Origin of the sequence: Micromonospora wenchangensis, assembly GCF_002210435.1 — a bacterium.
GTDB classification, from domain to species: Bacteria; Actinomycetota; Actinomycetes; order Mycobacteriales; family Micromonosporaceae; genus Micromonospora; species Micromonospora wenchangensis.
Map to the genome: position 1 here is coordinate 1 of NZ_MZMV01000010.1, position 23,408 is coordinate 23,408.

Sequence of the window (23,408 nt, forward strand, 5' to 3'; positions counted from 1 at the left end):
CAAAGGAAGCGAGGGTGACACGTCGGGGCGAGCCTGAAGTCACGGAGGGTGAAAAAGGGCCGATCCGGGGGCTGCCGTCGCTCAGAGTAACGAGCAGGGTGGGTGCGGAAAAGCCGTCGCCGGCTACACCGACCCGTGCCTACGCTCGCGGGCATGCCTGACGCTGCCGCATCGCCGCCCGCGCCGACCGGCACCGCCGAGCCGACCGGAACCACCGCACCGACCGGAACCACCGAGCCGACCGGCACCGATGAGCAGCGCCGGCCCCCGACCCCGCCCGCCCACGGCCCCTCCGCGCGGTCCACCGGGCAGCCGGGGGCGGGGTGGCGCATCCGCACTGCCCGGCCGGACGACGCGCCTGGGGTGGTGGCGCTGCGGTCGCTGGTCCATCCGTACCTGGTGCGGGGCGTCGCGTCGACCCGGCAGATGATCGCCCAACCGCCGCCCGAGGAGGACTGGACGGCCTGGGTGGCCGAGGCGGACGGCCTGATCGTCGGCTGGGCCTCGGCCTACCGGAACGCGCACACCTCCGTGCCGGACTTCGGAGACGTCTCCACGCTGCACGTGCACCCGGAGCACCGGGGTCGGGGCATCGGCACCGCGCTGCTCACCGCCGCGCTGGACCACCTGGCCGCGCTGCGGGTCCGCCGGGTGCGCACCTGGGTGCAGACCGGCTCGCTGCCGTACGCCCAACGGCACGGGTTCACCCCCAGCCGGGAACTGCGCTACTCGGCGCTCGACCTGCGCCCGGCCCCGCCGGTGCCCGAGCCGCCCGCCGGGGTACGCCTGCTCCCCCTCGCCGGGCTCGACCCGTACCAGGTCCACCTCCTCGACGCCGCCGCCGCGGTGGGCGAGCCGGGCGACGTGCCGGTGGACGCGACCAGCTACTCCCTGTGGCGGTCGGAGTGCTGGGACAACCCGGGACTGGACCTGGAGGCCGGGACGGTGGCCGAGGTCGACGGCACGCTGGTCGCGCTGAGCCTGGTCAAGCGGGACAGCGACCGGATGTGGTCCGACTTCACCGCGACCCGGCCGGAGTACCGGGGGCGGGGGCTGGCCCGGCTGACCAAGCAGGCCGCGCTGCACCGGGCCGCCGGTCGCGGGGTACGCACGGCCTACACCTCCAACGACGAGGCCAACGCGCCGATGCTGGCGGTCAACACCCGCCTCGGCTACCGGCCGGTGGCCTCCGCCTGGTCCTGCCTGCGCGACCTGCCCTGACCTCAGGTCCGGCCTGGCCGTCGGGCCGCCGGGCAGCCACGGGTCAGCTCTCCTCGATGTGCTGGCCCAGCGAGCGGCGGGCGAGCAGCGCCGCCCCGGCGACGGCGGCCGGCATCACCAGCACCGCACCGAGCGGGATCAGGAAGCACAGGAAGACCGCCACGCCGAAGCCGAGCGAGGTGGCCCGGTCGGCCTTCAGCCGGGCCCGCCGGTCCGGCAGCCGCAGCCCGCGCCGGGAGAACGGCGCACCGACCAGCTCCACGGCGAGCAGCCAGCCGCCCACCGCCGCGCCGACCACCGGTACCACGGTCTGCCCGACCACCGGGATGAACCCGGCCAGGAACAGCGGGATGCCGAACAGCACCGAGAGCCCGACCAGCCGGAGCGAGTCGACGATGCTGCGCCGCAACGACGCCCCGAACGGCACCTCCACCGCGCCGGGGGTGCCGCCGAGGCGGTCCTCCACCCGCTCGGAGATCTTCTCGTAGAACGGGTCGCCGATGACCAGGGTGACCGCGGTGAACCCGACCACGGTGAGCAATCCGCCGAGCCCGAGGAAGGCCAGCCCGGCGATCACCCGGACCAGGCTGCGCGGGGTGTCCGACCAGTCGTCGGCGAACGGGGTCACCCACGCCGCCAGCTCGTCCACGAAGTAGATCAGGGTGGCGAACGCGGCGACGAAGAGCGCGGCGGACAGCAGCGCCGGCACCACGCCCAGCAGCATCAGTCCCGGGCTGCGGACGTACAGGCCGAGGCCGCGCAGGAGCAGGCCCACGCCGCCGAAGAAGCGACGGGTGGCGCCGGTCACCGGCGCGGCGATCGTACGGGGTCCGTTCACGACCGCAGAGCCTATCGGCCGCACACCATCGCCACCGGACACCCGGTGGCGTCGCGCGCCGGGCCGGGCCGGCAGGATGCAGGGGTGCGGGCGTCCCGGTTGATCTCCCTGGTACTGCTGTTGCAGTCCCGGGAGACGATGACCGCCGCCGAACTCGCCCGGGAGCTGGAGGTGTCCGAGCGGACCGTCTACCGGGACGTGCTGGCGCTGTCCGCCGCCGGGGTGCCGGTCTACGCCGACCGGGGACGGGCCGGCGGGTACCGGCTGCTCGGCGGCTACCGGACCCGGCTGACCGGGCTGACCCGCGACGAGGCCGAGGCGCTCTTCCTCGCCGGGCTCCCCGGCCCCGCCGGTGACCTGGGGTTGGCCGACGCGGTGGCGTCCGCCGAGCTGAAGGTGCTCGCCGCGTTGCCGCCGAGCCTGCGCGACGCCCCGGCCCGCACCGGGCAACGGTTCCACCTGGACGTGCCCGGCTGGTTCCGGGAGTCCACCCCGCCCCGCTGGCTGACCGGGCTGGCCCGCGCGGTGTGGCGGGACGGGGTGGTGGTGCTGCGGTACCGGCGCGGCGAACGGGAGGTGACCCGCCGGGTCGAGCCGTACGGGCTGGTGCTCAAGAGCGGCACCTGGTATCTCGTCGGCCGGGTCGGTGACGCGATGCGTACCTACCGGGTGGACCGGGTGGTCGACGTCGTGCCCGACCCGGCGACGTTCGTCCGCGACGACGGTTTCGACCTGGGCGGCTACTGGCGGGAGCAGGCCGAGGCGTTCCTGCGGGGCATGCTCGCCGAGCGGGTCACCGTCCGGGTCAGCCCCGTCGGCCTGCGCCGGCTGCGGTTCCTCGCCGACACCCCCTTCGCGTACGAGGAGGCGCTGGCCGCCGCCGGGGCACCCGACGGGCAGGGGTGGGTGGTGACCCGGCTGCCCGTCGAATCCGTCGAGGTGGCGTACATCCAGCTGCTCGGCTTCGGCCCGGAGGCGGAGGTGCTCGACCCGCCGGAGCTGCGGGCCCGCCTGGTCGACGCGGCGGCCCGCTCAGCCGCCCTCTACGGCGTCGCCCCGGCATCCCCGGATCAGCGGTAGCCGGTGGGGTCGGCGGGCCGGTCCGCCTCGACCACCTCGCTGAGGTAACGGAAGGCGTCCGGGCGGCTGCCGTCGAGGTCGGTGAAGCCGTACACCTGGGCCAGTTCGCCGGCCGAGACGGACGCCTGGTTCCAGCGGGCCCGGTCGGCGTCGGCGGCCAGGGCGACGACCGCGCGCCCGACGAAGGCCGGCGTCTCCGAGATCACGAAGTGCGGGTCCTTCGCCGCACCGTCGCGCCAGGTCTCCTCGGTCACCCCGAAGTGCTCCAGCATCGCCTCGGACCGGATCCAGCCGGGGGTGAGCGCCACGGCGGTGCACCCGTGCGGTGCCAGTTCGTGCCCCCAGCTGTACGCGAGCCGGGTCACCGACACCTTCGCCAGGTCGTAGAAGACGGACAGCCGGTAGTGCGTGTCGTTGTACGCCCGGGTGCCGTCGCCGATCTCGACGACCAGCCCGCCGGGGCGACGGATCAGCAGCGGCAGCGCGAAGTGGCTGGTGACGATGTGGGTGTCCACCGCCAGCCGCAGGGTGTGGAACCCGGCCTCCAGCGGCTGCTCCCAGACCGGCTTGTCCCAGGTGATCAGCGGGTCGGCCCCCCACACGTCGTTGACCAGCACGTCGAGCCGGCCCTGTTCGGCGTCGATCCGGGCCACCAGGTCGCGTACCTGCTCGGGCACGAGGTGGTCGACCCGGACCGCGATGCCGGTGCCACCGGCGGCGGTGACCAGCTCGGCGGTCTCCTCGATGGTCTCGGGACGGTCCAGCTCGGAGCGGCCGGCCCGGCTGCTGCGGCCGGTGGCGTAGACCGTCGCCCCGGCCGCGCCGAGCTGGATGGCGATCTGCCGGCCCGCGCCCCGCGTCGCGCCGGCCACCAGCGCGACCTTTCCGTCCAACGGTGTCGTCGTCATACCGTCGAGGGTGTCAGTGATACCTGACAACCGAAGTCCGGTTTCGCGTACCGGTTCGATCCGGCATGCTCCCGGCATGCACCTGCTGCTCTCCGGGATCGTCGGTTCGGTCGCCTACGGGCTGGCCGGCCCCGGCTCGGACGTCGACCGGATCGGCGTCTTCGCCGCCCCGACGGTCGCCTTCCACGGCCTGCGGCCGCCCCGGGAGTCGGTGGTCACCACCGACCCGGACGTCACCCTGCACGAGGCCGGCAAGTACGCCCGGCTGGCGTTGAGCGGCAACCCGACGGCCACCGAGCTGATCTGGCTGCCCGACGACTGCTACGAGACCCGCACCGAACTCGGTGACCGCCTGATCGCCATCCGGTCGGCGTTCCTCAGCGCACCACGCGTCCGCGACGCCTACCTCGGGTACGCGAGCCAGCAGTTCCGCAAGCTGACCACCCGCGACGCGACGGTGGGCGGCCGACGCCGCTCGGCCAAGCACGCCCGGCACCTGGCCCGGCTGCTGCACCAGGGGCGCACCCTCTACGCCACCGGCGTGCTGGAGATCCGGCTGGCGGACCCGCAGTGGTTCCGGGCGTTCGGCGAGCGGGTCGCGGGCGGCGCGCTGGCCGAGGCGCAGGCACTTGTCGCCGAGGCGGAACGGGACTTCGACCGGCTCCGCACCCCGCTGCCCGACCGGCCCGACGAGGCCACCGTGGAACGCTGGCTGCGTGCCGTCCGCGCCGCCCACCTGCCGACGGCGGACGCCGACGTCAGTCGTTGAGGAAGGTGGAGATCCGGTCCCGCAGGTCGGCGCGGTCGGTCCAGGCGAACCCGGGACGGTCGTAGACGTGCAGGGTCGCCTGCGGCAGCGCGTCGGCCAGCTCGGCGGCGATGTGGGTGGGGTGCAGGTCGTCGCCGACGCAGCCGATCACCAGGGCCGGGGCGGTCACCCCGGCCAGGGCGGCGAGGTCTGCCAGCGGGGACTGCTCCGGCAGGTCGACCAGGCCGGTGGCGAGCCCGTCGCGGAGCAACTGGTCGAGCCGCTGGCGCAGGTAGGCCCAGCCGGCCGGGGTGTTACGGACCGACGGCGGCAATTCCAGGGCGACCACGTCCGCCACGGCCGAGGCGTCCCCGCCGGACACCGCCTCCAGCAGGTCGGCGAGCCGCTGCTGGGCGATCGGGCCACGCGGCCGGTCGAGGACGGCGGGGAGCAGGAAGACCAGTTTCTCGAACCGGTCCGGGCTCTCGGCGAGCAGCCGGCACAGCGCGCCCGCGCCGAGGCTGGCCCCGAACGCCCGGGTGGCACCACTGAGATCCGCCACCGCCCGCAGGTCACGGGCCAGGTCGAGGTAGCTCCACGGGCCGGGCGGCGCGTCGGAGCGGCCGTGCCCCCGGAACTGGAAGAAGACCCGGCGACCGGCTACCGCGCTGCCGAACGGGCGGGTGGTGGCGATGCCGTTGCCGAACCCGTGCGCGAACACGGTGACCGGGTCACCGACGCCGGTCACCAGCCGTTCCAGCTGCACGTCGTGCGGGGTGGCGACCAGCTCGGTCTCCGGCTCCGGCAGGGCGGGTCGCCCGGTACGCGGCGCCCCGGGCCCCGGGCCCCAGGTGCGGGGTCCGCCGTCCGGTGGTGGCGGCCAGCGGAAACCCCTCACCAGAACCCTTTGCCGTCGTGCAGGTCGCGCAGCCCCACCCGGACGTCGAGCAGGTAGATCAGGCCGGCCGCGATGCCGATCAGCCCGAAGATGCTCAGCGCGCCGAAACCGAGCAGGGTGAGCAACATGCAGACGGCGAGGATCGCGATCCAGCCACCCTTGGGGAGGGTCCCGATCGCCGGGAAGGCGTCCGAGCGCTGGGTGAACGCGTGCACCAGCGAGATGCCCTGCACCGCCAGTGCGAACACGAGCAGGACCAGGTCGATCACGTAGACGAGGTGGAACACGAAGATCGGCGCGGCGATGGCCATGTCGGCCAGCATATGCCGACGGCCCCGGAAACGTCGGTCAGGACGCCCCCGGGGCCGGTGTCGGCGACTGTCACTCGGCGGTCGGGCGGGTCCGCTTCGTGGTCTTCGGCTTCGCCGCCGTACCGGTCGCGGTCGACCCGGTCGCCGCCGGCTTGGTGGCCTTGGCGGCCTTGCTGACCCGGGTACGGGTGGTCTTGGCGGCGGCCGGCTTGGCCTCGACGACCTCGGCCACGTCCGCCGGGGTCGGCGTGTGGTCGGCGGCGGCCCCGCCCGAAGGGCCGGTGGTCACGGTGTCGGAGGGGCCGGTGGTCACGGTGTCCGCCGGGCCGGTCGTGGTGTCCGCCGTGGTCCCGGTGCGCACGGTGGCGTCGGTCGCCTCGATGTCGGCGTTGACGGTGTCGGCGGCCTCCAGCACCCCGGCACCGACCACCCGCTCACCCCGGGCGATCAACGCGCCGTACGCGGCCAGCGCGCGCTCCTGGGCCGCCTGCGCCCCGGCGACGACGACGGCGGCGTTGCGGGTGGCGGCACCGCGCAGCCGGTCCAGGTCCAGTTCGGCCCGGAGCTTGTCCAGGTCCAGCTCGGTGCGCAGCTTGTCCAGGTTCAGCTCGGCGCGGAGCTTGTCCAGGTTCAGCTCGGTCGGGGCGACCCGCTCGCGCAGGCCGGTGGCGGTCAGGTTGGCGGTGCGGAACGTCTCGGTGGCCTTCTGCCGCAGCTCGACCCCGGTGACGACGGCCCGGCCGCCCAGCTCGGCGACGACCCTGGTGCCGTCGGCGACGACCCGGTTGCCCAGCTCGGTCGCGACGGTGGGCAGCTTGCGCAGCTGCTGGTACGCCAGCTCGCCGGCACCGGCGGCGGCGTAGAGCGGGGCAGGGATGCGGTTGGTCTTCGGCTGGGTCATGACAACTCCTCCTCGGCCGCTCCGACGGCCCTGCTGGTGCTGGTCGTGGGTGCGGCGTCCGCCCGGTCGGTGCGGGTGCCGGTGGTGGGTGCGGGGTCCGCCCCGGTGGCCGGGGACCGCGGTGCCGTCGCGGCGTCGGCGGCGCTGCCCGGGGCGGGGGCGGTGCCCGCCTCGGTGCGGGCGACCGATTCCAGGACGGCCTCGGTCGGGGTGCCCTCCGGGGTGACCGGGCCGGTGGCCGCCGGGGTGATCCCGGCTGCCGCCTCGGTCGGCACGGCCGGCGCGGAGGGGCCGCCCGCCGGGGCCGGGGTGTCCGGCCGGTCCGCCACGGCGGCGGTCCGGTCGGTGACGACCGGCTGATCGGTGACGGCGGCCCCGTCGGTGACGGCCGGCGCGTCGGGTGCACCGGTGGGCCCGGCCGGGGCCACCGGCTCGTCCTCGGCGGACGGGTTGGCGGCGGCTTCGGCCTCGGCCAGGCGGGTGTTCTCCCGGCGGAAGGTCTCGTAGATCTGGCTGAGCGACTGTTTCTGGGCCATCGTGAGGTCGGGGTCGACCGCGATGGCGGCGAGCACCCCCTGGCCCTCCTTGTCGTCGAGCAGCCCGGCCCGCAGGTACATCGCCGGGGTGGAGACCCGCAGTGCGCTGGCGAGTTGCTGGAGCACCTCGGCGCTGGGCTTGCGCAGGCCCCGCTCGATCTGGCTGAGGTAGGGGTTGCTCACCCCCGCCTGCTCGGCGAGTTGGCGGAGCGAGATCTTGGCGTTCCGCCGCAGGTCACGGATGAATCCGCCGACGTCGGGTAGATCCTTGGGTGCGGCCATACCCCAACCGTAGTCCGCACTGCTAGCTCCAGCAAGCAAAACGCTAGCCAGAGTTAGCGAGGTAACAAACCGCGTTGCGGCACCCGATGTCCGGTCCGTACCTTGCACGGCGTGACCACGAACATCGCCGTCAACGGCACCACCCTGGGGTACGACGAAGCGGGCAGCGGCAGCCCGGTGCTCCTGCTGCACGCGGGGATCTCCGACCGGCGGATGTGGCACGGCGTACGGGACGTCCTCGCCGACCGGCACCGGGTGATCTGCCTGGACCTGCGGGGCTACGGGGACTCCGCGCTGCCGCCGGAGTCCTTCGCCCACCACGACGACGTCCGGGCGGTGCTGGACGCCCTCGGCATCGCGCGGGCCGCCCTGGTCGGCTGCTCGTTCGGCGGGGCGGTGGCGATCGACACCGCGCTGGCGTACCCGCAGCGGGTGTCGGCGCTGGCGCTGTTCGGCACCGCCGTCTCCGGGCACGAGTGGTCCGAGCAGACCGAGGAGTTGTGGGACACCCTGGTCGGCGAGGTCGACGAGGCGGATCTCGCGGCGAGCGCGGCAGGTGAGGTGCGGTTCTGGGTGGTCGGGCCGTACCGCCGCCCGGAGGACCTGGACCCGGCGTTCATCGCCGCCGCCGAGGAGTCCGACCGCCGGGCCCTCGCCGCCGAGCAGGCGCTGAGCGCGGTGGACGTCGTCGAACTCGACCCGCCCGCCATCGACCGGCTCGGCGAGCTGCGGATGCCGGTGCTGGTCACCGCCGGCGCCGTCGACATCCCGGACATCATCCGGCTGGCCGACCGGATCGCCGCCGAGGCCCCGGACGCCCGCCGCCTCCCCGACGTGCCCGACGCGGCCCACCTGGTCCCGCTGGAACGCCCGGCCCCGGTCGCCGACGCCCTCCGCGCCTTCCTCCCCTGACCACGCGGGCGGCCCGGCCCGCCCGCACGCCGTGACGGACCACCGACCGACCGGTGCCCGGCCGCCCCGTCACCAGACGGGGCGGACCGCGCCGACGGGGAGGCCCCCGCCCAGCAGGGGAAGTTCGGCGTACTCGGTCAGGACGGGGGCCTGCACGCCGAGCCGGCGCAGCCCGGAGACCAGCACCGGCATCCGGGCCCGGGTGGCCCCGTCGTCGATCTTGAGGGCGACCGCGCCGACGCCGGGCAGCGCGGCGGCGATCACGCCCTCCGCACCGATCTTCGCCAGCATCCCCGACACGCCCCGCATCAGCCGGGTGTCGTCCGCCCCGGTGCCGCCGACCAGTTCCGGGTACGCCCGCATCGCGTCCGCGACGGTGCGCTCCGGGCAGCCCGGCTCGGCGGTCACCAACCGCAGGAACGCCCGCGCCAGCCCGGTCAGCGAGACCGCCAGCACCGGCGCGCCGCAGCCGTCCACGCCGACCGCCGCCGCCCGCTCACCGGTGAACTCCTCGACGGTGGCGGTCAGTTGCCGCTGCAACGGGTGCTCCGGCCGCCAGTAGCCGTCCAGCGGCCAGCCGGCGGCCAGGCAGGTCAGCAGCATCCCGGCGTGCTTGCCGGAGCAGTTCATCGCCAGCCGGCTCGGGCCACCGCCGGCCCGGAGCACGGCCTCCCGGGCGGCGTCGCCGAACGGCAGGTCGGGCGGGCAGTGCAGGGCGTCCGGGTCGAGGCCGGCGGAGCGCAGCAGCGCCGCCACCCGGGCCAGGTGGAACTCCTCACCGGCGTGGCTCGCCGCGACGAGCGCGACGTCCGCCGGGTCGGTCGCCGCCAGCCCGGCCCGGAGCATGCCGAGCGCCTGCAACGGCTTGCTGGCCGACCGGGGGAAGATCGGCGAGGTGCCGTCCCCGGTACCGGCCACCGGTGCGCCGGCGGCGTCGAGCACCACCACCGAACCCCGGTGCACACCCTCCACGAACCCCGACCGGACCACCTCGGCGAGCGGCTCGCCACCCTCGTACGTCTTGGTCACCCTGGGAAGGTACCGACGCGGGCGGGCACGGCCGGCACCCGGGTGACCTGCGACGTCGGCCACGAGGGTATGGAGCGCCGGGCCGGGCGTGGCTTACCGACGCCGGGCCGTCCGACGGCGGGTGGACGGGCGGGCCACCGGGCCGGCGGGCTACCGGCCGAGCAGCCGACGGGCCTCGGTCGTGGTCAGCGGCGGGCGCTGGGCGAGCTGCGCGAAGCCGACCGCGCGGGCGACGAGCTGCATGTTGGACTCCACCGGGCGGCCCTTGGCGTACGTCACGGTGTCCTCCATACCGACCCGGAGGTGACCGCCGGTGGACAGCGAAGCCAGCATCACCGCGATGGTGCTGCGGCCGATGCCGGTGGCCGAGAAGGTGGTCCCCGCCGGCAGGTCACGCAGCATCTGCTGGGCGGCGACCAGGGTGGCCGTGGTGCCGGGCATCCCGCCCGGCACCCCCATCACGAAGTCGACGTGCACGTGCCCGCCGTGCGGCAGGCCGTACCGGTCGAGCAGGCGGGGCAGGGCGGCGAGTTGACCGAGGTCGAAGATCTCGTACTCGGGGAGGATGCCGCGTTCCTGCATCCGGGTGTGCAGGTCGACGATGAACTCCCACCGGTTGAGGAAGACGTCGTCGCCGAAGTTGACAGTGCCCATGGTGCAGGAGGCCATGTCCGGGGCGGCGTCCAGCACGGCCAGCCGGTCGGCCTCCGGGTCGGTCACCGCGCCGCCGGAGGAGAGCTGCACGATCAGGTCGGTGCCCTCACGCAGCGCCGCCACCGTCTCCCGCAGCCGCCCCGGGTCGAGGGTGGGACGCGCCTCGTCGTCCCGGATATGGACGTGGATCACGGAAGCGCCGAGCGCCTCGCACTCCTTGGCGGTGAGCAGCAACTCGTCGAGGGTCACCGGTAGCGCCGGCACCTCCGCCTTGGCCGACTCCGCGCCGGTCGGGGCAACCGTAATCAACGTCCCTGTCGTCATGCCGGCGATGGTAGCCGCCCAGGCCGCCCGAGGTCGATGGCGCAGCCGGATCAGGACAGGAAGAACCACACGCTCGAAGCGGAATACGCGAAGAAATTCCCGTCCCACCGGCAGCGGAGGGGCATCCTTGCCGCCGACCGGGTCGGCTACTCCGGGTCGATCGCGGCGGCGGCGTCGCCCACCGACAGCCGGGCGTCGTCGGCGAGGTTGCGCTTGACCACGGCCAGCGCGACCTGACCCAGCTCGAAGTGGTGCACGGCGGTGCCGACGAAGCCGACCGTCCGGCCGTCCAGGGTGACCGGGGTGCCCGCCGCCGGAAGCTGGTCGGTGGTCACCCCGTCCAGGTGCAGCAGGACGAGCCGACGCGGCGGCTTGCCCAGGTTGTGCACCCGGGCGACCGTCTCCTGACCCCGGTAGCAGCCCTTGTCCAGGTGCACCGCCGGGGCGATCAGACCCACCTCGGCGGGGATGGTCCGGTGGTCGGTGTCCACCCCGACCCGGGGCCGTCGGGCGGCCACCCGCACCGCCTCGTACGCCCACAGCCCGGCCGCCGGCACCCCGGCGGCACGCAGCTCCGCGACGGTCCCGTCCAGGGCGGGCCGGGGCACCAGCAGGTCCACCCCGAGCGGGACCCGGCGGGCCCACCCGCCAGCGGTCAGCGGCTGCACGTCGTACCGGACGGTGGGGCGCGGGGGCAGCTCGCCGGAGCGGAACTTCGGGCCCGGCACCGCGAGCACCTCGGGTGCGGCCAGCCCGGTCACGCCGAGCGTGGCGACGGCGTCGGTGGCCTGCGGCCCGACCAGCGACAGCAGCGCGTGGTCGGCGGTGGCGTCGCGCGGCTCGACCTGACTGAAGAACCGCATCTTCTCCAGGTACGTCAGCAGGCCGGCGGTCGTCCCCGGCTCGGTGTCCAGCCAGGTGGTCGTGCCGTCCTCGGTGACCATGGCGTGCTGCTCGACGTGCCCGTGCGGGCTGAGCACCAGCAGCTCGGTGCCCTGCCAGGGGCCGAGCGCGGCGAGGTGCTGGCTGGTCAGGGTGTGCAGCCAACCGATCCGTTCCGGGCCGGAGACGGCGACGACCCCCCGGTGCGAGCGGTCCACCAGACCGACCCCGGTGGCGAGGGTGCGCTGTTCGCGCAGCGGGTCGCCGTAGTGCGCGGCGACGCCCCGCACCCCGGCCGCCCGGTGCTCGGCGTCCGGCTGGTCCCGGCTGGCCTCGTCGATCGCCTCGACGGCGACCGCTCCCCCGATGTCGATCATGTCGGTTCCCCGTCCTCGCAGTTGTCGCAGACGCCGAAGAGCGCCACGTGCCCGATGTCCACCCGGAAGCCCCGCCCGGTGGCGAGCTGGTCGGCCAGCGGACGCATCAGCTCCGGGTCGATCTCGTCGACCGCGCCGCACTCCCGGCAGACCAGGTGGATGTGCTGGTGCTCACCCGCCGCGTGGTAGGTCGGCGAGCCGTGCGACAGGTGGGTGTGGGTCACCAGGCCGAGCCGTTCCAGCAGCTCCAGCGTCCGGTAGATGGTGGTGATGTTGACCCCGGCGGCCACCTCACGGACCGCGGTGTGCACCTGCTCCGGTGTGGCGTGCCCCAGGTCGAGCACGGCTTGGAGGACCAGTTGCCGCTGCGCCGTCAGCCGCAACCCGCGGGAGCGGAGCATTTCCGCCAGCGAGGATTCGGACACCGTCCGATCATAGTTCGGCCGTCGGCCCGCGCCCGGCCACGTCGCGCCGCCGCTAGGCTCGGCGGTCGTGGTGGCATCGAGGATCGCCGTGCTCGGCCGGGGCGTCGTCCCCGCGACGAAGGCGGTGCTGCGCGGGGACGACCTGGGAACGCTGCGCGGCGACGGGCTGTTCGAGACCATGCACCTGCGCGGCGGACGCCCCTGGCTGCGGACCGAACACCTGGCCCGGCTGCGCGCCGGAGCCGCCGCCCTGGAACTCCCGCTGCCGCCCGACGCGGTCCTGGTGGACCTGCTGGACGCCCTCGTCGACGGCTGGCCCGGCGGGGTCGAGGGCGCGTTGCGCCTGGTCTGCACCCGGGGGCCGGAGGGTGGCGGGCTGCCCACCGTCTACGCCACCCTGGCCGAGGTGCCGGCCGCCACCAAGCGGCTGCGCCACGCCGGGGTCACCGTCGCCACCCTGCCCCTCGGGGTGCCGGCCACGGCCCGCCCCGAACTGTCCTGGCTGCCGACGGGCATCAAGTCCATCTCGTACGCGACCAGCAACGCCGCCCGCCGCTGGGCCGCCCGCAGCGGCGTGGACGACGTGCTCTGGGTCTCGACCGACGGCTACGTGCTGGAGGCTCCCGGCGCGAACGTCGTCTGGCTGGACGGCGACACCCTGTGCACCGTCCCGGCCGCGCGCACCGGCATCCTGCCCGGCACCACCTGCGGCTGGCTGCTCGACCACGCCACCGAGCTGGGCCTGACCCCGGCCGAGCGGATGGTCACCCCGGCCGGGCTGCACGCCGCCGCCGGGATCTGGCTGACCTCGTCGGTACGCGGCCTGGTCGAGGTCAGGACCCTCGACGGCACGCCCCGCCCGGCCGCCCCGGACACCCCCCGCCTCCGGGGGCTGCTCGGGTTCCCGTGAGGGGTGGCTGTGGGGCCGATGTTGCGGTATCCCCGCTCACGGACACCGCGACATCGGCCCACCCTAATCGATCAGTTCCCGCCCGACGGGTCAGCCGGCGACCCGGATCAGCCGGGCGGACAGGTGCGGGGAGAGGCTGTGGCCCATGCCCGCCATCTCCTGGGCATAGAGCAGCGCCCCCTCCACGATGCCGAAGAGCCGGGCGCCCGCCGTCACCTCCTTGGCGGTGGCCGTACGCACCACCGCGTCGGTGGCGAACTCGATCTGCGTGCCGGTGCGCCGGCCGATGTGCAGCTCCATGATCCCGGTCGGCGAGGTCATCAGCGCCTCCAGCTCGTCGGTGACCCGCTCACCGTCCAGCACCGGACGCCACCAGCCCACCTCACGCCCCGCCGGACGGACCGGACGGCTCTCCTCGTCGAGCAGCCAGGCCCGGGACTCGTAGAACAGGAACGGCCGGCCGTCGTGGCTGATCCGGATCTCCTGGGCGTAGTCGAAGTCCTCGATGGTGGGGAAACCGCCCCGCCCCCGCCCCCGCCACACCCCGACGTACGGCAGCAGCCCGTCCAGCGACGGGTGCAGCTTCGGACCGACCCGTAGGTCGTGGCTCTCCTGGTACGGGTACTCCTCGACCGGCGGCGCGTTCAACCACGGCGGCTGAAGGGGATTCTCGTCGCTCACCGGATCACCTTCGTTCGCGACTGCGGGGCTCGCAACCCCGGCTCACTCCTCGCGCTCACCAGGCCACCTTCGTTCGCGACTGCGGGGCTCGCAAACCCGGCTCACTCCTCGCGCTCACCATTTACCTCTCGACAGGCGTACGGCCAGGTAGACCAGGCCACCGGCGAGCGCGCCCAGGCCTGCGACCAGCAGGCTGACGAACCCGATCTCGGTAACCATCATGGTCATCCTATGCTGGGCTCCATGGGCCGCACTCTCGTCGTCAAGGCCACCGCCGGAGCGGACGCCCCGGAGCGGTGCGCGCAGGCGTTCACGGTGGCCGCCACGGCCGCCGCCGCCGGGGTGACCGTGTCGCTCTGGCTGACCGGCGAGTCCACCTGGTTCGCCGTACCCGGTCGGGCCGGGCAGTTCACCCTGCCGCACTCGGCACCGCTCGACGACCTGCTGGACGTCATCCTCGCCACCGGTCAGGTCACCGCCTGCACGCAGTGCGCCGCCCGCCGGGACATCGGCCCGGACGACGTGCTGCCCGGCGTCCGGATCGCCGGCGCGGCGGTCTTCGTCGAGGAGGCGATGGCCGAGGGCGCGCAGGCGCTGGTCTACTGACCCGACCGCACCGGCCCCCACCGGGCGGTGCCGATAATGCCCCTGTCTGTAGGCATTTTGCCTACCATGCGGAGGTGAGTCGGGCGACGGACGAGTTCTTCGCGGCACTGCCGGCACGTGCCCCGGCGGTGCTGCGTGCCCCGGTCACCGGAACGCTCCAGATCGACCTGGTCGACGACGACCACACCGACCACTGGCTGGTGCGGATCAGCCCCGGCCGGGCGGTGGTGGAACGGGCCGGCGGGCCGGCGGACGCGGTCTGGAGCAGCAGCGCGGACCTCTTCGAACGGCTGGTCACCGGACGCGCCCAGGGCGTCTCGGCGGTGCTACGCAACGAGTCCACGTTCAGCGGCAACGTGATGCTGTTCCTGGTGTTCCGGCAGTTCTTCCCCGCCCCGCCCGGGGTGCGCGACCCCCGGGAGACCGCCCGTGAGCAGACCGGGCGGGCGTGATGCAGCAGCGGGTCAGCATCCTCGACGGCAACACGTTCCTGGTCTGCGACGGCCGCGGGGACGTCGAACCGTCGTTCGACTTCCCGACCGGGCTGTTCTCGTTCGACACCCGGTTCCTGTCCACCTGGCTGCTCACCCTCGACGGCGAGCGGCTGCACGCCCTGTCGGTCGACGACGCGCACTCCTACCAGACCCGGTTCTTCCTCGTCCCTGGCGAACCGACGCACTACCTCGACGCCAAGGTGTCGATGATCCGTACCCGGTCGATCGGCGGGAACTTCACCGAGGAACTCACCGTGCTCAACCACTCCGGCCGGGAGACGCGCTTCGACCTGCGGCTGGAGATGGGCTCCGACTTCGCCGACCTGTTCGAGATCAAGCACCAGCGGCCGAAGAAGGGCCGCACCAGCGCGGTCGCCGGGGACAACGCGCTGCGGCTGACCTACCGGCGGGAGGCGTTCCACCGCGAGGCGACGATCACCAGCAGCGCCGACGCCCGCGTCGACCAGGCCGGGATGACCTGGTCGATCACCGTCGCCCCGCACTGCGAGTGGAGCACCCGGCTGACCGTGACGCCGATCATCCACGGCGCGCGGGGCGAGGACGTCCGGGCGATCACCGCGCTCGGGGCGGCACGCGGGCCGTCGGTCATCCGCGACGAGCAGGCTGACCTGGTCGCCCGCGCCCCGCAGCTGGGCTGCGACTGCGAGCCGCTCGCCGGGGCGTACCGGCAGAGCCTGCACGACCTGGCCGCGCTCCGGTACGAGTCGATCACGTTGGGCGTACGGCTGCTCGCCGCCGGTCTGCCCTGGTTCATGACCCTGTTCGGGCGGGACAGCATGCTCACCTCGTTGCAGGTGCTGCCGTTTCTGCCGGAGCTGGTGCCGCCGACGATCCTGATGCTGGCCGGGCTCCAGGGTCACCGGCTCGACGACTTCCGCGACGAGGAACCCGGCAAGATCCTGCACGAGCTGCGGTACGGAGAGACCGCCGGCTTCGAGGAGCAGCCGCACTCCCCCTACTACGGTGCCGCCGACTCGACCCCGCTGTTCCTCATCCTGCTCGACGAGTACGAGCGGTGGACCGGGGACGCGGCGCTGGTCAAACGGCTGGAGTTCGCCGCCCGCGCCGCGCTGCACTGGATCGACAGCTACGGCGACCTGCTCGGCACCGGCTACGTCTGGTACCGCAGCCGCAACCCGGAGACCGGCCTGGAGAACCAGTGCTGGAAGGACTCGTGGGACGCCATCTCCTACGCCGACGGCCGGCTGCCCGGCTTCCCCCGGGCCACCTGCGAGATCCAGGGGTACGCCTACGACGCCAAGCGGCGCGGTGCCCGGATGGCCAGGCTGTTCTGGAACGACCCCGAGTACGCCGACCGGCTGGAACGGGAGGCGGCGGCGCTCAAGGAACGCTTCAACCGGGACTTCTGGATTCCGGAGAAGGAGTACTTCGCCGTCGCCCTGGACCCGGACGGCCGGCACGTCGACTCGCTCACCTCCAACATCGGCCACCTGCTGTGGAGCGGCATCGTCGACGAACCCCGGGCGGCCCGGATCGCCGAACACCTGCTCGGTCCCCGGCTCTTCTCCGGCTGGGGGGTACGCACCCTGGCCACCGACGAGGGCCGCTACAACCCGATCGGCTACCACGTCGGCACGGTGTGGCCGTTCGACAACGCGTTCATCGCCTGGGGCCTGAGCCGGTACGGCTTCCGGGACGAGGCCGGGCGGATCTGCGAGGCGATGCTCGACGCCTCCCGGTTCTTCGACGGACGGCTACCGGAGGCGTTCGCCGGCTACGAACGCACCCTCACCGACTACCCGGTGCAGTATCCGACGGCGTGCAGCCCGCAGGCATGGTCGGCGGGCACCCCGCTGCTGCTGTTGCGGGTGATCCTCGGCCTGGAACCGCAGGGTGAGCACCTGATCATCGATCCGCTGGTGCCGGAGGGGATGGGCCGGGTCGAGCTGCTGGACATCCCGGGCCGGTGGGGCCGGGTCGACGCCCTGGGCCGCAGCCGTACCCCGCGCGAGCACGGACCCCGGCACTGACCGGGCGGGCGGGTCAGCCGGGGCAGCCGGTGGAGGCGGTGAGCCGTACCTGCGTGCCGGTGCCGTCGGCCAGCACGGTGGCCGGGCCGCTGCGGTAGGCGTACACCTCGGGGAGGTCGGCCACCGGGGAGCCGGCGGCCAGCGGACGCAGGCCGGTCAGCGCGACCGGCGCGTCGCCGGCCGAGACGGCGACGGTACGGGCGGTGCCGCCACCCGGGCACGGCGCGGTGAACTGTTCCGGGGCGGACCGCGCGGGGCGGCCCAGCGCCCGCAGCGCGGCGTCCAACGTCGGGTCGGCGGGAGCCGCCGACGGCTGCGGATAGCCGGCACCGACCGGGCGGCACCCGGTGTCGGCGGTGAACCGGACCCGGCCACCGCTGGTGACCCGGCCCTGTACGACGACGAACTCCCCGGCGTCGGCGCGCAGCCGGGGGCCCGACGCGCCGGCCCGCACCCCGGCCCGCCAGCCGGCCGGCAGCCGGTCGGCGACCCGGTCCAGCAGGGCCCGCTCACCCCCCTCGGCGACCAGCACGTCCAGCCCCCGGGTCAGGGTCGCGCCGTCGGCCATCGGGGTGATCCGGCAGCCGCGCTCGACCTGCGGGCCGGTCAGCGCCCAGGCACCGTCGCCGACCGCCGCGACCAGTTCACCGAGCGCCCGGTCGACCACCGGGCCGGCCTCGGCGAGGGTGCGCTGTTCCTTGACCGTCGGCGGGTCGTGCCGGGCCGACCACCAGGTGAGCCCGCCCACCACCACCGCCCAGGTCACCGTCACGGCCAACAGCCAGGCCAGCCGGCGGCGCGGCGCGGACGGACCGGTCGGTGGGGCGTACCCCTGCTGGACGGCACCGTTCACCGGGCCATCGTGTCACGCCCCCGCCGCCGGCCCACCCGCCGGTGCCCGGGGTCAGCCGCGCGGTACGGCGAGCCGGTAGCCGACGCCGCGTACGGTCTGCACCTGCGGGCCGCCGGCCACCTCGCGCAACTTGCGGCGCAGCCGCTTGACCGCAGAGTGCAGGATGGCCGCGTCGCCCAGCCAGGTGCCGCCCCACACCGAGCCGAAGATCCGTTCGTAGCTCCAGACCGACCCGGGGTCGCCGGCCAGCCGGGCCAGCAGTTCCCGTTCCAGCCGGGTCAGCGCCAGCGGCTCCCCCCGCCAGGTGACCAGGTGGCGGGCCGGGTCGACGACGAGGTCGCCGCAGCGCACCGGACCCGGCTCCGGCGGGGGCACGGGAGCAGGCACCGGCGGGCCCGGGAAGAGCATGGCGCGCAGCTCGGCCAGGTCGGCGCAGATCACCACCGGGCCGAGGTCGTCGAGCCGGCGGACCACCCGCTCCCGGACCGAGACGTCAGCGCTGACACAGACCACGAAAGGGATGTCGACACCGGTCACCCGTCCTCCCCAGGACCGCACCCGCCGCCCGCTGCCCGGCGGGCCCGTCTGCCCACAACGGGGGCCGGCGCGGCCTGCCGTCAGCCTAGCGGTCAGCGTGGCGCCCGGTTACTGACCGAATACTGACCGACCCGATCCATTGATCAGCTTGGTTCTCCGGCTGAGCATGATGCACAGCGGCCGTGGGGGCCCACGCAGCACCCACCACCGGCCACCTCCTCAGCCGCTCCGCGTGGCCGCGACCCCGGCACACGCGGCCGGGCCCGAACCGATCGGGCCCGACGACGTGGGGAGGAACAGCGTGCTCAGACGACCGACCGGACGACCGTCCCGGTGGCGATTGGTGGCCGCGCTCGCGGCCGGACTCCTGGGCCTCACCGCCCAGCCCGCACTACCCGCCGGGGCCGCGCCGGCCGCACCCCGGGCCACCGTGGACCGGCAGGTCCTCGACGGGCTCGCCGACGGCACCGAGACCTTCCTGGTCTACCTGCGCGAACAGGCCCCACTCGGGCAGGCGGCCCGGCTGCGCAGCCCGGACGCCCGCGCCGCCGAGGTGCACCGGCTGCTCACCACCACCGCCGAGCGGACCCAGCGTGACCTGCGGACGGTGCTGGACGACCGGAAGGCCACCTACACCGCCTACTGGATCGCCAACGCGCTGCGGGTGACCGGGGACCGGGCGCTGCTGGACACCATCGCCGCCCGGCCCGAGGTCGAGCGGATCGCCGCCACCCGCAGCTACCCGTTGATCCGGCCGGTGCGTAGCACCGCCGCCCGCGCCGGCACCGACGCCGTCGAGTGGGGGCTGACCAATATCGGCGCACCCCGGGTCTGGGACGAGTTCGGCGACCGGGGCGAGGGCCTGGTCGTCGCCAACATCGACAGCGGCGTGCAGTTCGACCACCCCGCGCTGGTCAACTCCTACCGGGGCAACCTCGGTGGCGGCACCTTCGACCACAACTACGACTGGTACGACCCGGCCGGCATCTGCCCGCAGGACGCCCCCTGCGACAACAACGACCACGGCACCCACACCATGGGCACCATGGTCGGCACCGACGGGTCCGCCAACCAGGTGGGGGTCGCCCCCGGCGCGAAGTGGATCGCCGCCAAGGGCTGCGAGACCAACAGCTGCTCGGACGCCTCGCTGCTGGCCGCCGGCCAGTGGGTGCTCGCCCCGACCGACCTCAACGGCCAGAACCCCCGCCCCGACCTGCGCCCCGACATCGTCAACAACTCGTGGGGCGGCGACGGCGGCGACCCGTGGTACCAGCAGACCGTCGCCGCCTGGCGGGCCGCCGGGATGTTCCCGGTCTTCTCCGCCGGCAACGACGGCCCGGCCTGTGGCAGCGCCGGCTCCCCCGGCGACAACCCCAACGCGTACGCGGTCGGCTCGTACGACGTGAACAACGCCATCTCCAGCTTCTCCGGTCGGGGTAACTCCACCGACCCGGCCGGGCTGAAGCCGAACATCGCCGCGCCCGGCAGCAACGTGCGCTCCAGCGTCCCCGGCAACGGGTACGCGTCGTTCAACGGCACCTCGATGGCCGCCCCGCACGTCGCCGGCACGGTCGCCCTGATCTGGTCGGCCGCGCCCAGCCTGCGCGGGGACATCGCCGGCACCGAGGCGCTGCTCGACCGCACCGCGACCGACGTCGACGCGACCACCTGCGGGGGCACCGCCGCCGACAACAACGTCTTCGGCGAGGGTCGGCTCAACGCGTACGAGGCGGTCCGGCAGGCCCCGCGCGGTCCGGTGGGTCAGGTCGGCGGCCGGGTCACCGACGCGGCGACCGGCGACCCGGTGGCGGGTGCCACCGTCGCCACGGGCGCGCGCAGCGTCACCACCGGCACCGACGGCAGGTACGCGCTGACCGTCCCGGCCGGCGAGACCACGTTGACCGTCTCCGCGTACGGCTTCCGCACCGCGACCGGCACCGTGACCGTCCCGGAGGACGGCACGGTCACCCGGGACTTCGCCCTGACGGCCACGCCGACGGTCACCGTCTCCGGCCGGGTCACCGACGGCTCCGGGCACGGCTGGCCGCTGTACGCCACGATCGAGGTCGCCGGCCGACCCGGCGGACCCGTCTTCACCGACCCGGTGACCGGCCGGTACTCGTTCACCGTGGCCGGCAACACCGACTACAAGCTGACCGTCACCGCGAAGTACCCGGGCTACCGGACGGTGACGAAGGACCTGACCGTCGGGTCGACGGCCACCACGGCCGACGTCCCGGTCCCGGTCGAGGCGGCCTGTGTCGCGGCCGGCTACACCGGCAGCCTCAGCGCGCCCCTGCTGTCGCAGAGCTTCGACGGCACCACCGCGCCCGAGGGCTGGACGGTGCGCAACCGCACCGACAAGGGCGGCTGGGTCTTCAACGACCCGGGCGCGCGGGGCAACCTGACCGGCGGCACCGGCGGGTTCGCGATCATCGACAGCGACAAGCTCGGCACCGGCAACACCCAGGACACCGACCTGATCGCCCCGCCGGTCGACCTGTCCGCCTCGGCCGCGCCGCTGCTGCGGTTCCGCAGCGACTGGCGGGCCGTCGGGATCAGCGACACCGCCGACGTGGACGTCTCCACCGACGCCGGGGCGAGCTGGACGAACGTCTGGCACCAGACGGCGAGCCGGCGTGGCCCCCGGGTCGAGGAGGTGCCGCTGACCCCGGCGGCCGGCGCGACCGGCGCGCTGGTGCGCTTCCGGTTCAAGGGCACCTTCGCCTGGTGGTGGCAGGTGGACGACGTCCAGCTGGTGAACCGGGACTGCACGCCCGTCCCGGGTGGCCTGGTGGTCGGTAACACCACCGACCGCAACACCGGCGCGGCGGTCAACGGGGTGACGGTGACCAGCGTCGACCGGCCCGCCGACACGGCCGTCTCGGCGGCCACCCCGGACGACCCGAACCTGCCGGACGGCTTCTACCACCTCTTCTCGGGGCTGACCGGCACCCACCCGTTCACCGCCTCCCGCCCGCCGTACACCCCGGTCACCCAGCAGGTGACCGTGGTGGCCGACAGCGCCCGCCGGGCCGACCTGGCCCTGGCCGCGGGGCGGCTCACCGTCAGCACCACCACGATCGAGGCCCACCAGCCGTACGGCAGCACCCGCACCGCCAAGGTGACGGTCCGCAACACGGGCTCCGCCCCGGCGACCGTGGAGCTGCTGGAACGCGGTGGCGGGTTCGAGGTGCTGTCCACCGGCGGCGCACCGCTGCGGGAGCAGGTGGTCAAGGGGATCAGCACCGGCCGTAACGGTGCCCGCTACGGCGGCGGGTCGGTCGACGCCGCGCCGCAGGCCGACGACGCCTGGGCCCGGATCACCAACCTGCCCGCCGCGATCTACGACAACGCGGCGGCCAACCTGGACGGCAAGGTCTACTCGGTCGGCGGCGGTGGGGACACCGGCAACGAGCGCAAGGCGTGGGTGTTCGAGCCGGCCACCGGCGTCTGGACGGCGCTGCCCGACCTGCCGCACGCCCGGTCCAAGCCGTCCGCCGTGGGGATCAGCGGCAAGCTGTACGTGATCGGCGGTTGGGGCTCCGGCGACGGCATGGAGTCGTCGGTGGACGTTTTCGACCCGGCGACCGGGGCGTGGAGCACCCTGGCCGGGGCGGTCAACCCGGCACCCGCCGCCGCGGCCGGCACCGCCGTGGCCGGGGGCAAGGTGTACCTGGTCGGCGGCTGCGTCGACAGCACCTGCACGGAGAGCAACAAGCTGGTGGTGTTCGACCCGCGTACCGGCACGTTCCGCACCGGTGCGGTCTACCCGCACCCGGTCTCCTGGGTGTCCTGCGGCGGGATCGGCAGCCAGGTGTACTGCGCGGGCGGGGTCGCCGCCGACGAGTACACCGACACCTGGCGGTACGAGCCGGCGTCGGACACCTGGAGCGCGCTCCCGAACCTCCCGGTCGACCTGTGGGGCTCCCAGTACGCGTCGGCCGGCGGCATGCTGGTGCTGGCCGGCGGGGTGACGGGCGGCTCGACGTCGGTCACCAACCGGACGCTCGGCTTCGACCCGGTCGCCGGGGCCTGGAAGAACCTGCCGAACGCCCAGTTCAGCAGGTACCGGGGTGCCGCCGCCTGCGGGGCGTACAAGATCGGTGGTTCGCCCAGCTCGTTCGTCGGCTCGCCGGACAGCGAACGGCTCGGCGGGCTGGAGGGCTGCTCGGACGCCAGTGACCTGCCGTGGCTGTCCACCGCGCCGACCAGCTTCACGCTCGCCCCGGGGGCGTCCCAGACGGTCACCGTCACGCTGACCGCCACGGCGGCGGCCGGGGTGCTCCAGCCCGGGGCGTACTCGGGTGAGCTGGGGATCACCTCGGACACGCCGTACCCGGTGTCGGCGGTCGGGGTCGAGATGAACGTCTCGCCGCCGAACAACTGGGGCAAGATCCAGGGCACGGTGACCGGGGTGACCTGCGGCGGCCAGACCGTCGGCGTCCCGGCCACGATCCGGCTGAACCTGGTCGGTTCGACCACCGGCACCACGCTCACCGCCGACGCCCAGGGTCGCTACGCCTGGTGGCTGCCCAAGGGCAGGTACGACGCGATCGTGGCCAAGGACGGTTGGGTGCCCCAGGTCCAGCGCACCGTCGTGGAAGCGGGCATCGTCGGGACGCTCAACTTCGGGCTGACCCCGACGTCGACCTGCGCGGGCGTCCGGTCATCCGGCCTGTGACCGGCTGACCGGCCCCACCCGGTGGCCGTCGACCCCACCCGGGGTCGGCGGCCACCGCCATCTCCCCCGCCGCCCCACCCGTCGGGCGGCGTCCCTCGTGATCCAGCGCTATTGGGCCGATGTAGCGGTATCCGCCCGCTCCGATACCGCTACATCGCCGCCAATGCGCTGGCCACGGTGCCCGGACGAGCTTCGGCCGCCGGGGATCGATCTCTCCGGCGGCTCGGGGAGCCACACCATGTTCGGAACCAGGTATGCCTGTGGGTCATACTTATGACTCACAGGCATACCTGTCTGTGGAGACA

At 74.2% G+C, this 23,408-nt stretch carries 23 protein-coding genes; 9 read left to right on the forward strand and 14 right to left on the reverse strand.

Annotated elements, in window-relative coordinates; genetic code table 11:
* Positions 1–153: 153 nt before the first annotated feature.
* Positions 154–1,221, forward strand: a complete 1,068-nt coding sequence (locus tag B5D80_RS07925; RefSeq protein ID WP_144081607.1) for a GNAT family N-acetyltransferase — start codon at positions 154–156, stop codon at positions 1,219–1,221.
* Between the two features lie 43 nt (positions 1,222–1,264).
* On the opposite strand, the gene B5D80_RS07930 is transcribed toward B5D80_RS07925, so the two are convergent.
* A complete protein-coding gene (locus B5D80_RS07930; protein WP_088643146.1) occupies positions 1,265–2,059 on the reverse strand; it encodes an EI24 domain-containing protein in 795 nt (264 codons plus the stop codon).
* Positions 2,060–2,143: 84 nt separating this feature from the next.
* On the opposite strand from B5D80_RS07930, the gene B5D80_RS07935 reads away from it, so the two are divergent.
* Entirely contained in the window at positions 2,144–3,139 is a 996-nt protein-coding gene (locus B5D80_RS07935) for a helix-turn-helix transcriptional regulator (RefSeq protein ID WP_088643147.1), read from the forward strand.
* Here the strand turns inward: B5D80_RS07935 and B5D80_RS07940 are convergent.
* Positions 3,130–4,047 carry an SDR family oxidoreductase gene (locus B5D80_RS07940; protein WP_088643148.1) on the reverse strand — a complete coding sequence of 306 codons (918 nt, stop codon included), beginning with the start codon at positions 4,045–4,047 and terminating at the stop codon, positions 3,130–3,132. The genes B5D80_RS07935 and B5D80_RS07940 overlap by 10 nt on opposite strands.
* Before the next feature lie 76 nt (positions 4,048–4,123).
* Between B5D80_RS07940 and B5D80_RS07945 the strand changes: the two genes are divergently transcribed.
* Positions 4,124–4,816, forward strand: coding sequence for a nucleotidyltransferase domain-containing protein (locus B5D80_RS07945; RefSeq protein WP_088643149.1), 693 nt, complete (start codon positions 4,124–4,126; stop codon positions 4,814–4,816).
* Here the strand turns inward: B5D80_RS07945 and B5D80_RS07950 are convergent.
* The 4 genes from B5D80_RS07950 to B5D80_RS35070 form a co-directional block, all read right to left on the reverse strand.
* Positions 4,806–5,693, reverse strand: a complete 888-nt coding sequence (locus B5D80_RS07950; protein ID WP_088643150.1) for an alpha/beta fold hydrolase — start codon at positions 5,691–5,693, stop codon at positions 4,806–4,808. The two genes, B5D80_RS07945 and B5D80_RS07950, sit on opposite strands and share 11 nt — an antisense overlap.
* Positions 5,690–6,004 carry a DUF2516 family protein gene (locus tag B5D80_RS07955; RefSeq protein WP_088643267.1) on the reverse strand — a complete coding sequence of 105 codons (315 nt, stop codon included), beginning with the start codon at positions 6,002–6,004 and terminating at the stop codon, positions 5,690–5,692. Before B5D80_RS07955 ends, B5D80_RS07950 begins: the two co-directional genes overlap by 4 nt.
* Positions 6,005–6,074: 70 nt before the next feature.
* On the reverse strand, positions 6,075–6,905 hold the full coding sequence (locus B5D80_RS07960) for a hypothetical protein (protein ID WP_088643151.1): 831 nt from the start codon (positions 6,903–6,905) through the stop codon (positions 6,075–6,077).
* Positions 6,902–7,723 (reverse strand): helix-turn-helix domain-containing protein, encoded by an 822-nt coding sequence (locus B5D80_RS35070; protein ID WP_425437175.1) that lies wholly within the window; start codon positions 7,721–7,723, stop codon positions 6,902–6,904. The genes B5D80_RS07960 and B5D80_RS35070 overlap by 4 nt, the downstream gene beginning before the upstream one ends.
* Positions 7,724–7,834: 111 nt before the next feature.
* Between B5D80_RS35070 and B5D80_RS07970 the strand changes: the two genes are divergently transcribed.
* A complete protein-coding gene (locus tag B5D80_RS07970; RefSeq protein WP_245854328.1) occupies positions 7,835–8,635 on the forward strand; it encodes an alpha/beta fold hydrolase in 801 nt (266 codons plus the stop codon).
* Positions 8,636–8,704: 69 nt separating this feature from the next.
* On the opposite strand, the gene B5D80_RS07975 is transcribed toward B5D80_RS07970, so the two are convergent.
* The 4 genes from B5D80_RS07975 to B5D80_RS07990 form a co-directional block, all read right to left on the reverse strand.
* Positions 8,705–9,664, reverse strand: a complete 960-nt coding sequence (locus tag B5D80_RS07975; RefSeq protein WP_088643153.1) for an asparaginase — start codon at positions 9,662–9,664, stop codon at positions 8,705–8,707.
* 150 nt (positions 9,665–9,814) lie between these two features.
* Positions 9,815–10,642: a beta-keto acid cleavage family enzyme gene (locus B5D80_RS07980; protein WP_088643154.1), complete on the reverse strand. Its 828-nt coding sequence runs from the start codon at positions 10,640–10,642 to the stop codon at positions 9,815–9,817.
* Between the two features lie 146 nt (positions 10,643–10,788).
* Positions 10,789–11,901, reverse strand: coding sequence for a CAF17-like 4Fe-4S cluster assembly/insertion protein YgfZ (gene ygfZ, locus B5D80_RS07985; RefSeq protein WP_088643155.1), 1,113 nt, complete (start codon positions 11,899–11,901; stop codon positions 10,789–10,791).
* Positions 11,898–12,302 (reverse strand): Fur family transcriptional regulator, encoded by a 405-nt coding sequence (locus tag B5D80_RS07990; RefSeq protein WP_088643156.1) that lies wholly within the window; start codon positions 12,300–12,302, stop codon positions 11,898–11,900. Before B5D80_RS07990 ends, ygfZ begins: the two co-directional genes overlap by 4 nt.
* Positions 12,303–12,393: 91 nt before the next feature.
* Between B5D80_RS07990 and B5D80_RS07995 the strand changes: the two genes are divergently transcribed.
* Positions 12,394–13,236: an aminotransferase class IV gene (locus tag B5D80_RS07995; RefSeq protein ID WP_088643157.1), complete on the forward strand. Its 843-nt coding sequence runs from the start codon at positions 12,394–12,396 to the stop codon at positions 13,234–13,236.
* Positions 13,237–13,326: 90 nt separating this feature from the next.
* Here the strand turns inward: B5D80_RS07995 and B5D80_RS08000 are convergent, their stop codons facing one another.
* Together B5D80_RS08000 and mtfM are read right to left on the reverse strand one after the other, a co-directional pair.
* Positions 13,327–13,917 carry a heme-binding beta-barrel domain-containing protein gene (locus tag B5D80_RS08000; protein ID WP_088643158.1) on the reverse strand — a complete coding sequence of 197 codons (591 nt, stop codon included), beginning with the start codon at positions 13,915–13,917 and terminating at the stop codon, positions 13,327–13,329.
* Between the two features lie 114 nt (positions 13,918–14,031).
* On the reverse strand, positions 14,032–14,136 hold the full coding sequence (gene mtfM, locus B5D80_RS34765; RefSeq protein ID WP_067315095.1) for a small membrane protein MtfM: 105 nt from the start codon (positions 14,134–14,136) through the stop codon (positions 14,032–14,034).
* Positions 14,137–14,148: 12 nt separating this feature from the next.
* Here mtfM and B5D80_RS08005 point away from each other — a divergent pair, with 12 nt between their 5' ends.
* From B5D80_RS08005 to B5D80_RS08015, 3 genes are all read left to right on the forward strand, one after another.
* Positions 14,149–14,523 (forward strand): DsrE family protein, encoded by a 375-nt coding sequence (locus B5D80_RS08005; RefSeq protein ID WP_088643159.1) that lies wholly within the window; start codon positions 14,149–14,151, stop codon positions 14,521–14,523.
* A 74-nt stretch (positions 14,524–14,597) separates the two neighbouring features.
* On the forward strand, positions 14,598–14,975 hold the full coding sequence (locus tag B5D80_RS08010; RefSeq protein ID WP_088643160.1) for an SCP2 sterol-binding domain-containing protein: 378 nt from the start codon (positions 14,598–14,600) through the stop codon (positions 14,973–14,975).
* Entirely contained in the window at positions 14,975–17,029 is a 2,055-nt protein-coding gene (locus tag B5D80_RS08015; RefSeq protein WP_088643268.1) for an amylo-alpha-1,6-glucosidase, read from the forward strand. The genes B5D80_RS08010 and B5D80_RS08015 overlap by 1 nt, the downstream gene beginning before the upstream one ends.
* 13 nt (positions 17,030–17,042) lie before the next feature.
* On the opposite strand, the gene B5D80_RS08020 is transcribed toward B5D80_RS08015, so the two are convergent.
* Both B5D80_RS08020 and B5D80_RS08025 read right to left on the reverse strand, forming a co-directional pair.
* The gene (locus B5D80_RS08020; protein ID WP_088643269.1) at positions 17,043–17,819 is read right to left on the reverse strand and encodes a hypothetical protein; all 777 of its coding nucleotides are present in this window, start codon (positions 17,817–17,819) and stop codon (positions 17,043–17,045) included.
* Positions 17,820–17,933: 114 nt separating this feature from the next.
* Complete coding sequence (locus B5D80_RS08025) at positions 17,934–18,419, reverse strand: winged helix-turn-helix domain-containing protein (protein ID WP_245854329.1); 486 nt, start codon at positions 18,417–18,419, stop codon at positions 17,934–17,936.
* Positions 18,420–18,720: 301 nt separating this feature from the next.
* Here B5D80_RS08025 and B5D80_RS08030 point away from each other — a divergent pair, with 301 nt between their 5' ends.
* Complete coding sequence (locus B5D80_RS08030; protein ID WP_245854331.1) at positions 18,721–23,103, forward strand: S8 family serine peptidase; 4,383 nt, start codon at positions 18,721–18,723, stop codon at positions 23,101–23,103.
* Positions 23,104–23,408: the final 305 nt, after the last annotated feature.